At 73.2% G+C, this 14,056-nt stretch carries 9 protein-coding genes; 8 read left to right on the plus strand and 1 reads right to left on the minus strand.

The window, feature by feature from the left end; all coding sequences use genetic code 11:
- Positions 1 to 72: 72 nt before the first annotated feature.
- The 8 genes from HOQ23_RS08270 to HOQ23_RS08305 all read left to right on the plus strand — a co-directional run bounded on the left by HOQ23_RS08270 (position 73) and on the right by HOQ23_RS08305 (position 13,232).
- The gene (locus HOQ23_RS08270) at positions 73 to 2,778 is read left to right on the plus strand and encodes a DNA translocase FtsK (protein ID WP_172213650.1); all 2,706 of its coding nucleotides are present in this window, start codon (positions 73 to 75) and stop codon (positions 2,776 to 2,778) included.
- Positions 2,775 to 4,625, plus strand: a complete 1,851-nt coding sequence (locus HOQ23_RS21495) for a helix-turn-helix domain-containing protein (RefSeq protein ID WP_172213652.1) — start codon at positions 2,775 to 2,777, stop codon at positions 4,623 to 4,625. The genes HOQ23_RS08270 and HOQ23_RS21495 overlap by 4 nt, the downstream gene beginning before the upstream one ends.
- A 167-nt stretch (positions 4,626 to 4,792) precedes the next feature.
- Complete coding sequence (rimO, locus tag HOQ23_RS08280) at positions 4,793 to 6,229, plus strand: 30S ribosomal protein S12 methylthiotransferase RimO (protein ID WP_216653947.1); 1,437 nt, start codon at positions 4,793 to 4,795, stop codon at positions 6,227 to 6,229.
- Entirely contained in the window at positions 6,226 to 6,843 is a 618-nt protein-coding gene (pgsA, locus tag HOQ23_RS08285) for a CDP-diacylglycerol--glycerol-3-phosphate 3-phosphatidyltransferase (protein ID WP_172213656.1), read from the plus strand. The genes rimO and pgsA overlap by 4 nt, the downstream gene beginning before the upstream one ends.
- A 296-nt stretch (positions 6,844 to 7,139) precedes the next feature.
- Positions 7,140 to 9,338, plus strand: coding sequence for a 5'-nucleotidase C-terminal domain-containing protein (locus HOQ23_RS08290; protein ID WP_216653913.1), 2,199 nt, complete (start codon positions 7,140 to 7,142; stop codon positions 9,336 to 9,338).
- 89 nt (positions 9,339 to 9,427) lie between these two features.
- Complete coding sequence (locus HOQ23_RS08295) at positions 9,428 to 12,292, plus strand: ExeM/NucH family extracellular endonuclease (RefSeq protein WP_172213658.1); 2,865 nt, start codon at positions 9,428 to 9,430, stop codon at positions 12,290 to 12,292.
- An 89-nt stretch (positions 12,293 to 12,381) separates the two neighbouring features.
- Positions 12,382 to 12,882 (plus strand): CinA family protein, encoded by a 501-nt coding sequence (locus HOQ23_RS08300; RefSeq protein ID WP_172213660.1) that lies wholly within the window; start codon positions 12,382 to 12,384, stop codon positions 12,880 to 12,882.
- A 35-nt stretch (positions 12,883 to 12,917) separates the two neighbouring features.
- Entirely contained in the window at positions 12,918 to 13,232 is a 315-nt protein-coding gene (locus tag HOQ23_RS08305; RefSeq protein WP_172213662.1) for a helix-turn-helix domain-containing protein, read from the plus strand.
- A 14-nt stretch (positions 13,233 to 13,246) separates the two neighbouring features.
- On the opposite strand, the gene HOQ23_RS08310 is transcribed toward HOQ23_RS08305, so the two are convergent.
- The gene (locus tag HOQ23_RS08310; protein WP_172213664.1) at positions 13,247 to 14,056 is read right to left on the minus strand and encodes an Fpg/Nei family DNA glycosylase; all 810 of its coding nucleotides are present in this window, start codon (positions 14,054 to 14,056) and stop codon (positions 13,247 to 13,249) included.

Genomic DNA, 14,056 nt, shown 5'->3' on the forward strand with positions numbered 1-14,056 from the left:
CCCTGCGACACACCCCCTGTGCAACGGCTGTGGTCCCTGTGACGGGTGGTGCATTGGCCTAGTGTCGTCACCATGGCGACCCGTACGTCTTCCCCGCCGGGGTCGCGGAGCAAGAGCACGTCCTCGTCCGGATCCCGTGGATCCGCGAAGACGGGTTCGAGCACCCGACCCCGGAGTACCAGCTCCTCGACCCGCTCCAGCACGGCCCAGCGCAAGCCGGCCAGCCGGTCGCGCTCCGCGTCCGCGCGCCCCGCGCCACGCGCCGTGCGCACCGGCCCGGGTCCGGTCGCCCGGATGTTCACGGCGCTCGGCCGCGGCCTGGTCGCCGTCTGGCTGGGGCTGGCGCACGCGATCGGCGCCACCGCTCGCAGCATCGGCCGCAGCGCGCGTGACCTCGAGCCCGAGCACCGTCGCGACGGTGCCGGCCTGCTGCTGATCGGCCTCTCGGTCGTCGTCGCGGCGGCGGTCTGGTTCCAGGTCGGCGGCTCCGCCATGGACCTGTCGCGCACGATGGTCGCCGGCACGGTCGGCAAGGTCGCCTGGCTGGTCCCGCTCGGCCTGGTGTGGATGGGCTGGCGCACCATGCGCGACCCGGTCAGCAACGGCCCGGTCGGTCGCCAGGTCGTCGGCTGGGCGGCGCTGGCCTTCGGCGTCCTCGGCATCGTGCACATCGCCAACGGCAGCCCCGAGCCCGTGCAGGGCGACGCCAGCCCGCTGCAGGACGCCGGTGGCGCGGTCGGCTTCGTGGTCTCCTCGCTGCTGCTGGACCTGCTGCGCTCGGCGTACGTCGTGGTCCCGCTGCTCGGCCTGCTCTCCTTCTTCGGCGTCCTGGTCATCACCGCGACGCCGCTCTACCAGGTCCCGGACAAGCTGCGGGACCTCACCGACAAGCTCACCGGTCGTGCCCTGCCCGAGGACGGCGAGGAGCGCCCCTCGCGCTCCCGCTCGCGCCACGCGGACGACGAGATCGACCCCGACATGGGCGACCCGGCGTACGACACCCCGGTCCTGGAGGACCGCGAGGTCGCGAAGCGGCGCCGCAAGCGCGAGCGCGACGCCATCGACGTCGCGCTCGAGCAGGACGCCGAGCGCGCCGGTGCACGACGTGCCGCCGAGGCTGCCGCGGACGACGGCGACGACGCCGAGGACGCCGGGATCGACCTGTTCGCCGAGGCGCCGACCCAGCTCACCCCGGTCGTCTCGCCGGTCGTCCCCGACCCCGATGTCGCCCGCTCCGCGAAGGGCGACCTCGAGCCGCCGCCGCACTCGCCGATCCCGGCCCGCGTCGAGCAGCTCGCGCTGTCCGGCGACGTGGTCTACTCGCTGCCGGCCGACGACGTGCTCAAGCCCGGCTCGCCGCACAAACTGCGCTCCAAGGCCAGCGACGACGTGGTGCTGCGCCTGCAGAGCGTGCTCGACGAGTTCAGCATCGACGCCCAGGTCACGGGTTACACCCGGGGCCCGACGGTCACCCGCTACGAGGTCGAGCTCGGCCCCGGGGTGAAGGTCGAGAAGATCACCAACATCCAGAAGAACATCGCCTACGCGGTCGCCTCCGCCGATGTCCGGATCCTCTCGCCGATCCCCGGCAAGTCGGCGGTCGGCGTCGAGATCCCCAACCTGGACAAGGAGATCGTCACCCTCGGTGACGTGCTGCGCTCCAACGCCGCGCGTGCCGCGCACCACCCGATGATCGCCGGGCTCGGCAAGGACGTCGAGGGCGGCTTCGTGGTCGCCAACCTCGCCAAGATGCCGCACCTGCTCGTCGCCGGGGCGACCGGCTCGGGCAAGTCGTCGTTCATCAACTCGATGATCACCTCGGTGCTCATGCGGGCCACGCCCGACGAGGTCCGGATGATCATGGTCGACCCCAAGCGGGTGGAGCTGAACGCCTACGAGGGCGTCCCGCACCTGATCACCCCGATCATCACCAACCCCAAGAAGGCCGCCGAGGCGCTCCAGTGGGTCGTGCGCGAGATGGACCAGCGCTACGACGACCTGGCCAACTTCGGCTTCCGCCACATCGACGACTTCAACAAGGCGGTGCGTGCCGGCAAGGTCGAGGTCCCGCTGGGCTCGGAGCGCACGCTCTCGCCCTACCCCTACCTGCTGGTCATCGTCGACGAGCTCGCGGACCTGATGATGGTCTCGCCGCGCGACGTCGAGGACTCGGTCGTGCGCATCACCCAGCTGGCCCGCGCGGCCGGCATCCACCTGGTGCTCGCGACGCAGCGTCCCTCGGTCGACGTGGTCACCGGCCTGATCAAGGCCAACGTGCCCTCGCGCCTGGCCTTCGCGACCTCCTCGCTCGCCGACAGCCGGGTCATCCTGGACCAGCCGGGGGCGGAGAAGCTGGTCGGCCAGGGCGACGGACTGTTCCTCCCGATGGGCGCCTCCAAGCCGGTCCGCGTGCAGGGTTCCTGGGTCAGCGAGGCCGAGATCGCCAAGGTCGTGGCGTTCTGCAAGACCCAGCTGGAGCCGGAGTATCGCGAGGACGTCACGGCGCCGGCCGCCTCGAAGAAGGACCTCGACGACGACATCGGCGACGACCTCGACCTGGTGATCCAGGCCGTGGAGCTCGTCGTCTCGACGCAGTTCGGCTCGACCTCGATGCTCCAGCGCAAGCTGCGCGTGGGCTTCGCCAAGGCCGGGCGCCTGATGGACATCATGGAGAGCCGTGGTGTGGTCGGTCCCAGCGAGGGATCCAAGGCCCGCGACGTGCTCGTCAAGCCCGACGAGATCGACGGTGTGATCGCAACCTTGCAGGGGGAGATGTGAGCAGCCAGCCCACGTACGACGACCTGACCACCCACGACGAGCAGCACGACCCGCTCGACGCCTCGGTCCTTCCCGAGGGCGTGGTCGAGGTCCGCCGCAACGGCGGCCTGGCCGCGGTGATCGGCGGCCTGGCCGCGGTCGTCGCGATCCTCTACCTGTCGCGCGCCAGCGGCACCGGCGCGTGGGTCGACTGGACCCTGACGGCCGTGATGGGCCTGTTGGCCGCCACCTGGCTGCAGGCGTTCGTCGACGCGCGCACCCCGCTGCTCGTCGCCGACCAGCACGGCATCCGGGTGCGCCAAGGCCGCTCGTGGCACGGCATGCCGTGGAACGACATCGACGCCGTCGAGCACCTGCCCCGCCACGGGCTGCTGCGTGACGGCCAGCTCGAGGTCTTCACCCACGACGGCGCGGCCGTCGCCGTCCCGCTGGCACTCTCGACCTCGGTCGTGGGCGACGGCGGCGACCTGAGCGACGCCCTGGACCGGCTCGCGGCCGGCACCACCGAGATCGTCGAGCTGGACCGCTTCGCGTCCGAGGACGCCGAGGACGAGCAGGCCGAGGACGAGCAGGTCGAGGACGTCGTGGACGTCGAGCCCGCCGAGGAGTCCGCCGTGGTCGCCGACCCGGTGACGGAGCCCGTCACCGAGCCGATCATCGAGCCGACCACCGAGCCCACCGCCGGCCCGACCACCGACGAGGGCCCGCACGACGCGCCCCGGCTGCCGGACCCGCGTCCGGCGATCGCGCGCGGGATCGGCGCGATGGCCTCCCGGCTGCGCCGCAGCCCCGGCGGCGCCTCCGTCGAGTCGCCCGGCGCGGCGCCGGTGGGCCCCTCCGGTTCGCCGGCCGGATTGCCGATGGTGGCCAGCGCGACGCCGAGCCCGCTGCGCGAGCCGCTCTCGGCAACGCGCATCGAGATCCGCAGCGACCTCACCCTGGGGGCCAACGCGCTGCGCCTGGACCCCTCCGAGCACGACGACGGCACGGCGGGCGAGCTGCCCGAGGCGCGCGAGCTGCGCCGTCCGGGCAGCGTCAGCCTGGTCGAGGACACCATGCTGTGGGGCGAGCGGGTCTCGCCGATCGCGAAGGCCGGGGAGGCGGTCGAGCCGATCGTCATCGAGGACTTCTCGGCCGTCCCGGCGGCCGACCCGGTCATCGGCCCGGAGCTCGCGGCCGCCCGCACCCGCCTCGGCCTGAGCGTCGACCAGCTCGCCGAGCGCACCCGCATCCGCCCGCACGTCATCGAGTCGATCGAGGTCGACGACTTCACCCCCTGCGGTGGCGACTTCTACGCCCGCGGCCACCTGCGCACGCTGGCCCGGGTCCTGGGCACCGACGCGGCCCCGCTGCTCGCCGAGTACGACGCGAAGTACGCCGATGCGCCGATCAGCCCGCGCCGGGTCTTCGAGGCCGAGCTGGCGACCGGCGTCCACGGCGGCATCCGCGGCACCCGCGGTGGCCCGAACTGGTCGGTGCTCGTCGCGGCCGTGATGGTCCTCGTGCTGGCCTGGTCGGTCGCCCGCCTGGTGATGGACAGCCCCTCGACGCTCAACGAGGCCCCGACCCTCAACGGCTCCGGCGGCCTGGCCGCGCCCGGCGACCCGGTGCCGGTCCTGCTCGACGCCGCCGGCGGCGGTGCGACCGTCAAGGTCGTCGACGGCACCGGCAAGACGGTCTTCGACGGCGACCTCGCCTTCGGCCAGACCAAGAGCCTGGCCAAGGTCGTCCAGCCGGTGCAGGTGATCACCTCCGACGGGTCCCTCGAGGTCTCCGTCGACGGGCTCGACGCCGAGCCGGTCGGGGACACCGGGTCCCGCTCGACGCGGACCTACGGGAGCCGCTGAGCGGACCTGCGGATCCCTGCTCCACCGACCCTCCCGGGCGGGTGACGTGTGCGTGAGCACCGTCACCCGCCCGGTGTCGCATTGCGGTGCATCGCCATCGAGGCGTCATACTCGGTAACGCCATGACCCTCCCTGACACAGCGCGCCCTGACGCCACGCCCACGCCCCTGTCGGTCGCCCTGGTGACGCTCGGCTGCGCCCGCAACGAGGTCGACTCCGAGGAGCTCGCCGGCCGCCTCGAGGCCGGCGGCTTCACCCTCGTCGAGGACCCCGAGGACGCCGACACCGTCGTGGTCAACACGTGCGGGTTCGTCGAGGCCGCCAAGAAGGACTCGGTGGACACCCTGCTGCAGGCCGCCGACCTCAAGGGCACCGGCCGTACCCAGGCCGTCGTCGCCGTCGGGTGCCTCGCCGAGCGTTACGGCAAGGACCTGGCCGAGTCGCTGCCCGAGGCCGACGCGGTCCTCGGCTTCGACGACTACCCCGACATCGCCTCGCGGCTGCGCGCGATCGTGGCGGGGGAGACCCACCACCCGCACACGCCCCAGGACCGGCGCCGCCTGCTCCCGATCTCGCCGACCGAGCGGTCCGCGGAGACCGTCAGCGTGCCCGGCCACGCGGTCGCCACCACCGGCGACCTCGGTGTCGGGGGCCCGGCGAGCGGCCCGCGCGGCCTGCGCCGCCGCCTCGACGGGGGCCCGATGGCCCCGCTCAAGCTGGCCAGCGGCTGCGACCGCCGCTGTTCCTTCTGCGCCATCCCCAGCTTCCGCGGCTCCTTCGTGAGCCGCCGCCCCTCCGACGTGCTGTCCGAGGCGCAGTGGCTCGCCGAGCAGGGCGTGCGCGAGCTGTTCCTCGTCAGCGAGAACTCCACGTCGTACGGCAAGGACCTCGGCGACCTGCGCCTGCTGGAGACGATGCTCCCCGAGCTCGCCGCCATCGACGGGGTCGACCGGGTGCGCGTCTCCTACCTCCAGCCGGCCGAGACCCGGCCCGGGCTGGTCGAGGCGATCGCCAACACCCCGGGCGTCGTGCCCTACTTCGACCTCTCCTTCCAGCACGCCAGCGCTGCGGTGCTGCGCCGGATGCGTCGCTTCGGCGACCCCGAGAGCTTCCTCGGGCTGCTGGACCGGGTGCGCACGCTCGCGCCGACCGCCGGGGTGCGCTCCAACGTCATCGTCGGGTTCCCCGGCGAGACCGAGGACGACCTCGAGACCCTCTGCGACTTCCTGGTCGCCGCGCGCATGGACGTCACCGGCGTCTTCGGCTACTCCGACGAGGACGGCACGGAGGCCGCCGGCTACGACGGCAAGCTGGACGAGGACGAGGTCCGCGCCCGCACCGAGCACGTGACCGCCCTGGTCGAGGAGCTCAACGCCCAGCGGGCCGAGGAGCGCATCGACGAGGAGGTCGAGGTGCTCGTGGAGTCCGTCGAGGACGGCGAGGTAGCCGGCCGCGCGGCCCACCAGGGCCCCGAGGTCGACGGTACGACGTACCTCGAGGACCTCCCGTTCGTCGCCCGCGTCGGCGACCTGGTCCGGGCCCGCGTGGTCTCGACCGACGGCGTCGACCTGGTCGCCGTCCCGGTGACCGGAGCCGGCCGATGACCGAGGTCGGGGCACGCCCGAGCAACCTCAACGTGCCGAACGTGCTGACCACCCTGCGCATCGTGATGGTGCCGTTCTTCGGGTGGGCGCTGCTCATGGACGGCGGCGACTCGATCACCTGGCGTCTCGTGGCCTGGGCGCTGTTCGTGGTCGCGATGATCACCGACAAGATCGACGGCGACCTGGCGCGCAAGCACAACCTGGTCACCGACTTCGGCAAGGTGGCCGACCCGATCGCGGACAAGGCGATCACCGGCATGGCGTTCATCGGTCTCTCGATCGTGGGCGACGTCTGGTGGTGGGTCACGATCGTGGTGCTGCTGCGCGAGTGGAGCGTCACCCTGCTGCGGCTCTCGGTGCTGAAGCGCGTCGTGATCGCCGCGGCCGACCTCGGCAAGCTGAAGACGACCTTCCAGGCATTGGCCCTCGGCGGTCTGGTGCTGCCGCTGCGCGACCCGGACCTGCCCTCCTGGGCCGAGGCGCCCGGCGAGGTCCTCTTCTACGCCTTCCAGGCCTGCCTGGCCGTCGCGGTCGTCCTCACGCTCTGGTCCGGCTTCGAGTTCTTCCGCGGCGTGTGGCGCCAGCGCCACGAGCTGCGCGGGGCCGCTAGGTAAAATTTCCGCTCGACTGGAACGACGACGGCGCCGTCCGGCAAGAGCGAGACCTGACGACAAAAGGCGCGTCCTTTGGGGGCGCGCTGCCGATCACCGCAGATCCCGTGGGCATCGCCCACGGGATCTGCTGCGCTGCACGTCCTCGGCGTCGCACGAGCGTCGTCCCGCGTTCATCGCCACGACACACCGGGATGTCTGGACCGGGTTAGGTTGCTGCCTCCCAGTCCCCAGAAAGGTTCATCGTGGCCTCATCCGCACGGTCTCTGAACGCGCGTCGCAGCCTCGCGACACTCTCGGTGCTCGCCGTCTCCGCCTCCTCCCTCGCGCTCGTCGCGCCGGCTGCCCACGCGGCCGACCCGGTCGACATCACGCTGCTCAACATCAACGACTTCCACGGCCGCATCGACGCCGACACGGTGAAGTTCGCGACCACCGTCGAGCAGGTCCGTGCCCAGGCAGGGGAGGACAACACCCTCCTGCTGTCCGCCGGTGACAACATCGGCGCCTCGCTGTTCGCCTCGAGCCTCGCCCAGGACCAGCCGACGATCGAGGTGCTCAACGCCCTCGAGCTGGCGACCACGGCGGTCGGCAACCACGAGTTCGACCGCGGGTTCGCCGACCTGACCGGCCGCGTCGCGGACGCCGCCGACTTCACCCACCTCGGCGCCAACGTCTACGAGCAGGGCACCGAGACCCCGGCCCTGCAGCAGTACGACGTCTTCGAGGTCGCGGGCGTCAGCGTCGGCGTCATCGGCGTGGTCACCGAGGAGACCCCCGCACTGGTCACCCCGACCGGCATCGCCGACCTCACCTTCGGCGACCCCGTCGAGGCAGTGAACCGGGTGGCCGCCGAGCTCAGCGACGGCGACGAGAGCAACGGCGAGGCCGACGTGCTCGTCGCGGAGTTCCACGAGGGCGCCGGGGCGGGCACCCCCGACGGCGCCACGCTGGAGGAGGAGATCGCCGCGGGCGGCGCCTTCGCCGCGATCGTGGAGGACACCAGCCCCGAGGTGGACGCGATCTTCACCGGGCACACCCACAAGGAGTACGCCTGGACCGCGCCGGTCCCCGGCACCGACCGCACCCGCCCAATCGTCCAGACCGGCTCCTACGGTGCCAACATCGGTCGCATCGAGCTGAGCGTCGACCCCGAGACCGGTGAGGTCACCGCCCACGAGGCCACCAACGTGGCCCGGGTCGCCGCGGAGGACCTCACCCTGCCCCGCGTGGCCGAGGTGAAGAGGATCGTCGACGCCGCCCTGGCGCGGGCCGCCGAGGTCGGCAACGAGCCGGTCGCGGAGATCACCGCCGACATCACCACCGCGTTCGCCAACGGCGTGCGTGACGACCGTGCATCGGAGTCCACCCTCGGTGGGCTGGTCGCCAACGCGCTGTGGGAGGGGATGTCCGGCATCACCGAGGTCGACCTCGGCATCACCAACCCCGGCGGCCTGCGTGCCGACCTGCTCTTCGCGGGCGACACCTCCGCCAACCCCGCCAACGCCGACGGCGTGGTGACCTTCGCCGAGGCCAACGCGGTGCTCCCGTTCAGCAACACCGTGGCCACCGTCGACCTGACCGGCGCCGAGCTCGACGAGGTGCTCGAGCAGCAGTGGCAGCGCAACCCCGACGGCACCGTCCCGTCGCGGCCCTACCTCCAGCTCGGCCTGTCCGAGAACGTCCGCGTGACCACCGACCCCGCTCGCGAGGAGGGGGACCGGGTCACCTCGATCCGCATCGACGGCAAGCTCGTCGAGCCGAGCGCGACGTACACCGTCTCGACGCTGTCGTTCCTCGCCGCCGGTGGCGACAACTTCCGCGCCTTCACGCAGGGCGACATGACCGACACCGGCCTGCTCGACGCCGAGCTGTGGCGCGACTACCTCTCCGCGCAGTCGCCGATCACGCCCGACTACGCCCGCCAGCAGGTCGTCGTCTCGGGCGACGCGGTCGCCGGCCGCTCCGGCGCGCTGGACGTCGCGAACCTCGACCTCACCTCGCTCGGCAGCCCCGCCAACACGACGCTCAGCGTGAGCTGGACCAAGGGCACCGAGACCGGCGACGCCGGTGAGGTGCCGGTCGTCGACGGCGCCGCGCGCGTCCCGCTCGACCTGCCGGTCCGCGCGGCCGGGGGGACCCTGACCCTCGTCGCCCAGCCCAGCGGGACCACCGTCGAGGTCGCGATCGCGCGGGCCCCGAAGACGGCCGCCCGCCTCACCGTGAGCGCGACGCCGCGCAAGGCCTTCGCGACCCGCACCCGCGTGCTGGTGAAGGTCAAGGTCGCCACCGCCGGGCGTCCCGCCGCCGGGACCGTCAAGGTCCGCGCCGGTGGCCGGGGCTACGACGTGAAGCTCAACGCCCGCGGCCAGGGCAAGGTCCGCATCGCGCCGTTCCGCAACGCCGGCACCCGGCAGGTCAAGGTCGTCTACACCGGCGACGAGCTGACCAAGCGCGCCACCCGGACCGTCAAGGTCCAGGTCGCACGCCGCCGCTGATCCTCCGCGTCCGTCGAGGGGTCCGTCCGCGTGGGCGGGCCCCTCGTCGCACACCCACACCCTCTTCCCTCCCCATGGAAGGTCCCCCCATGACCCCAGCACGACGCGGCCCCCGCCGCGCGGTCGCCGCGACCGCGGCCCTCGCGGTCGCCGTCACCGGCCTCGCGGCGTACGCCGTCAGCCCCGCCAGCGCCACCACGGCCAGCTCCGGTCTGGTGATCAGTGAGGCGTACGGCGGCGGCGGCAACAGCGGCGCCACCTACACCCACGACTTCATCGAGCTGCACAACCCCACCGACGCCCCGATCTCGGTCGACGGGCTCTCCGTGCAGTACCGCAGCAACGCCTCGGTCGCGGCCGCCAGTGGCGTGACCCCGCTGAGCGGCACCGTCCCGGCGGGCGGGCGTTACCTGGTCCAGCAGGCCGCCGGCACCGGCGGCACCCAGGCGCTGCCCACCCCGGACGCGACCGGCAGCATCGCGATGAGCGGCAGCCGGTTCACCGTCTGGCTGGCACAGGGCACCGAGCCGCTGAACCCGCCGGCGGGCGATGTCGTCGGCACCCCCGGCGTCCTCGACCTGGTGGGCGTCGACAGCAACACCTTCGAGACCCGGGCGACGTCCGCGATCTCCAACACCACGTCGGCGACCCGCACGGGCACCGACACCGACGACAACTCCGTCGACCACGCCCCGGCCGCCCCGTCGCCCGAGGGCACCGCCGGCGTCCCGGACCCCGAGCCGGAGCCGGAGCCGGAGCCGGAGACGCTCACCATCTCCGCCATCCAGGGCGACGGTGCGACCTCCCCGGTCGCGGGCCGTCGGGTGACGACGTCCGGCGTCGTGACCGCCGCCTACCCGTCGGGCCTCTTCGGCTTCTTCGTCCAGGAGGAGGGCAGCGGGGGAGCGCAGAGCGGCCCGGCCACGGCCTCGCAGGGCGTCTTCGTCTACTACCCGCGCGGCGCGGGCACGGTCGAGGTGCGGCCCGGCGACCGCGTGGAGGTCACCGGCACCGTCGAGGAGTACGCCGGGGCGACCCAGGTGCGCATCGGCGACGCGAGCTCCGACGTCACGGTCGTGGGCCAAGGGGCCCCGCTCGCGCCGGTGACCGGCGAGTGGCCGGCGTCCGCCGCCGCCAAGGAGGCGCTGGAGGGCATGCTCGTGCTGCCCACCGGCCCGTTCACCGTCTCCGACACCTACTCCACCAACCGCTACGGCGAGGTCGGCCTGGCCCGGGGCACGACCCCGCTGGTGCAGCCGACCCAGGTCGCGGACGCGCAGGACACCGCCGCGGTCGCCGCCGTGGTCGCGGACAACGCGGCGCGGGCGATCGTCCTCGACGACGCCTCCTCGGTGGACTACACGTCGGCGGGCGGGTCCGCGCTCAGCCCGGCCTACGTCGACGCGGAGGCCCCGGTGCGGGTCGGCGCGGCGACCGCGTTCGTGGCGCCGGTGATCCTCACCGAGGGCGGCTCGCCGTCCGCCCCGACGTACCGCTTCCAGCCGACGGCGCCGGTCGGGCCCGGCGTGGCCGGCTCGCCGGCGACGTTCGAGAACACCCGCACCGACGCCCCGGACGAGAAGCTGCTCTCCGCCGACGGCACGCCGGACGTGAAGGTCGCGGCGTTCAACGTGCTGAACTACTTCACCACGCTCGGGGACGCCGACGACGACAACGTCGGCGACGGCACGCCCCCGTGCGAGGCCTACCTGGACCGCGACGGCGACGGCAACAACGTGCGCGGCGGCTGCGCCCAGCGCGGCGCCTGGGACCCCGCCGACCTGGCCCGCCAGCAGGAGAAGATCGTCGCCGCGATCAACGCCCTCGACGCCGACGTGGTCGGCCTGATGGAGATCGAGAACTCCGCCGTCCTGGGCGAGGAGCCCGACGAGGCCACCGAGAGCCTGGTGGCCGCTCTCAACGAGGCGCTGGGCGAGGACGTCTGGGCGGCGAACCCGTCCTCGAGCGACCTGCCGGCGCTCGAGGAGCAGGACGTGATCACCAACGCCGTCATCTACCGCACCGACGCCGTGCGCCGGGTCGGCCCGTCGCGGGCGCTCGGGGCGCTCAGCGGTGACGGGGAGGCGTTCGGCAACGCCCGCGAGCCGCTCGCGCAGGCGTTCCGTCTGCGTGCTGGCGGCAAGCCGGTGCTCGTCGTGGTGAACCACTTCAAGTCCAAGGGCTCCGGCGTCGACGACGGCACCGGCCAGGGCTCGGCGAACCCCGACCGGGTCGCGCAGGCCGAGGCGCTCGCCGCCTGGTTGCCGGGCGTCCAGGAGGCGACCGGGGTCGAGGCGACGCTGCTGCTCGGCGACTTCAACTCCTACGCCATGGAGGACCCGCTGCAGGTGCTGTACGACGCCGGCTGGACCAACGTCGAGACGGCGTCGGGCAACGAGGAGTACTCCTACTCCTTCTCCGGTCTCGTGGGCTCGCTGGACCACGTGCTCGCCAACGACGCGGCGCTCGCCAGCACCACCGGCGTCGACGTGTGGAACATCAACGCGCCGGAGTCGATCGCCTTCGAGTACAGCCGGTTCAACACCCACCCGACCGACTTCCACGAGGCGTCGCCGTACCGCTCCTCCGACCACGACCCGGTCGTGGTCGGCCTGGACCTGGTCGCCGACCGGGTCGTGAAGGTGACGCCGCGGGTCAACGTGAAGCACACGCCCCGCAAGGCCGTCGCCGGTCGCTCCGTGGTGCGCCTGCAGGTCCGGGTCCGCGCGGGGCAGGTCTCGCCGAAGGGCACCGTGACCGTGCGCCTGCGCGGCCGCACGCTCGAGGCGAAGGTCAACCGGGGCGGTGTCGCGAAGGTCAGGCTGGGCCGGCTCGCGCCGGGCACCGTGCGCGTCGTGGTCCGCTACTCCGGCAACGACCGGGTCCGCGCGGCCCGCGCCGTCCACCAGGTCCGGGTCGTGCGTGCCCCGCGGTCCCAGGGCGGCCGCGGCTGAGGGTCGTCCTCGGTGCGTGAGGGGGCCGGCTCGCAGGGATGCCCTGCGAGCCGGCCCTCGGCGTTGTGGGCGCCCCCTACGATGCGGGCATGGCACGCGACGAGCTGACTCTCTCCCAGAAGGTGCACCTGCTGCTGCGGGCCGGCGGGCACACCGTGGCCACCGCCGAGTCGCTGACCGGGGGCCAGCTCGCCGTCCGCTTCACCGAGACGCCGGGGGCCTCCGAGACCTACCTGGGCGGGGTGGTCACCTACGCGACCGCGCTCAAGCAGACGCTGCTCGACGTCGACGACCGGATCGTGGAGGAGCACGGCGTCGTCTCGGCCGAGTGCGCCCGCGCGATGGCGTCCGGGGTCAAGGCGCTCACCGGGGCGTCGTACGGCGTGGCGACCACGGGCGTCGCCGGGCCGGCCGAGCAGGAGGGCAAGGAGCCGGGCACGGTCTTCGTCGGCATCGCCGGGCCCGGCCTGGTGGAGGCCGTCGCGCTGGACCTGCCGGGCGAGCGCGGAGAGGTGACCGAGCGCACCTGCGACGAGGCACTGTCGGCGCTTGCCGACATCCTCGGCAGGGAAGAAGAGAGGCTCGGGTAGCGTTGGGCCACACAGCAACGGAAAGGGGATCCCACATGGTGCTGTTTCGACGGCTCCTCGGCGACGTGCTCCGCGACCAGCGGATGCAGCGTGGGATGACCCTGCGCGAGGTCTCCGCCGAGGCCCGGGTCAGTCTCGGCTACATCTCCGAGATCGAGCGCGGCCAGAAGGAGGCCTCCTCCGAGCTGCTCGCCTCGCTGTGCACCGCGCTCGAGGTCCCGCTGTCCGCGGTCCTGCGCGAGGTCTCCGATGCCGTGGCCCTCGAGGAGGCCGCCATGGCCGCGCCTCGCATCCCGGTCGCACCCACCCGCGTCGCCGCGCACGGCGACGTCGTCGCCTCCGCGGCCTGACACCCGCTCGCCGCTCAGCCGGCGTCCGGCTCCGGCTGGCAGCGCGGGCACCAGTACGTCGCGCGCTCGCGCCCGGCGGGGCCGGTCATCGCCACCACGATCGGCGTGCCGCAGCGCCGGCACAATGACCGGTCGCGGCGGAAGACCCACATCCGCTCCCGCTCGGCCAGGTTGCCGGTCGTCGACTGGGTCGCGCGCTCCTTGTTGAGCTCCAGCATCTGCTTCGCGCGCCGTACCAGCCGCGGCAGCGCGGTGACCTCGCCGACGGGCGTGCGCGGGTGCATGCCGGAGACGAAGCACAGCTCGGCGGCGTACATGTTGCCGATGCCCGCGAGGTTGCGCTGGTCCAGCAGCGCGGAGACGAGCGGCTGCCCGGGGTCCGCGAGCAGCCGGCGCAACGCCTCGTCCTCGTCCCAGTCCGGGCCCAGCAGGTCCGGGCCGAGGTGGCCGACCAGCTCCTCCTCGCGGTCGGTCTCCACCAGGTCGACCACGCCGAGGGAGAAGCCGACGGCGACCGTGCGGTCGGTGCGCAGCACGACGCGCGCCTGGTGGGCGGAGCGGCGCCAGGGCTGGCCGGGGGAGTAGACCCGCCAGGCGCCCTCCATCTTCAGGTGGGTGTGCAGCGTCCAGCGCTCCCCGGGGCCGGGCCCGCTGACCCGGGTGAGCAGGTGCTTGCCCCGCGAGACGGTCTCCACGACCTCCCCGCCGGCGAGGTCCGCGGTGGCGTGGCGGGGAACCCGCAGGTCGCTCGCGGTCAGCAGCTGGCCGCTGAGCGAGCGGTCCAGCAGCCGGGCGGCGCGGTAGACGGTGTCGCCCTCGGGCAC

The sequence above is a fragment of the Nocardioides sp. zg-DK7169 genome (assembly GCF_013155365.1).
In the GTDB taxonomy this organism is placed as follows: Bacteria; Actinomycetota; Actinomycetes; order Propionibacteriales; family Nocardioidaceae; genus Nocardioides.

Coding starts and splice junctions, on each gene's coding strand:
- HOQ23_RS08295 (WP_172213658.1), top strand. CDS start 9,428: ATGACCCCAGCACGACGCGGCCCCCGCCGCGCGGTCGCCGCGACCGCG.
- HOQ23_RS08270 (WP_172213650.1), top strand. CDS start 73: ATGGCGACCCGTACGTCTTCCCCGCCGGGGTCGCGGAGCAAGAGCACG.
- HOQ23_RS08300 (WP_172213660.1), top strand. CDS start 12,382: ATGGCACGCGACGAGCTGACTCTCTCCCAGAAGGTGCACCTGCTGCTG.
- pgsA (WP_172213656.1), top strand. CDS start 6,226: ATGACCGAGGTCGGGGCACGCCCGAGCAACCTCAACGTGCCGAACGTG.
- HOQ23_RS08305 (WP_172213662.1), top strand. CDS start 12,918: ATGGTGCTGTTTCGACGGCTCCTCGGCGACGTGCTCCGCGACCAGCGG.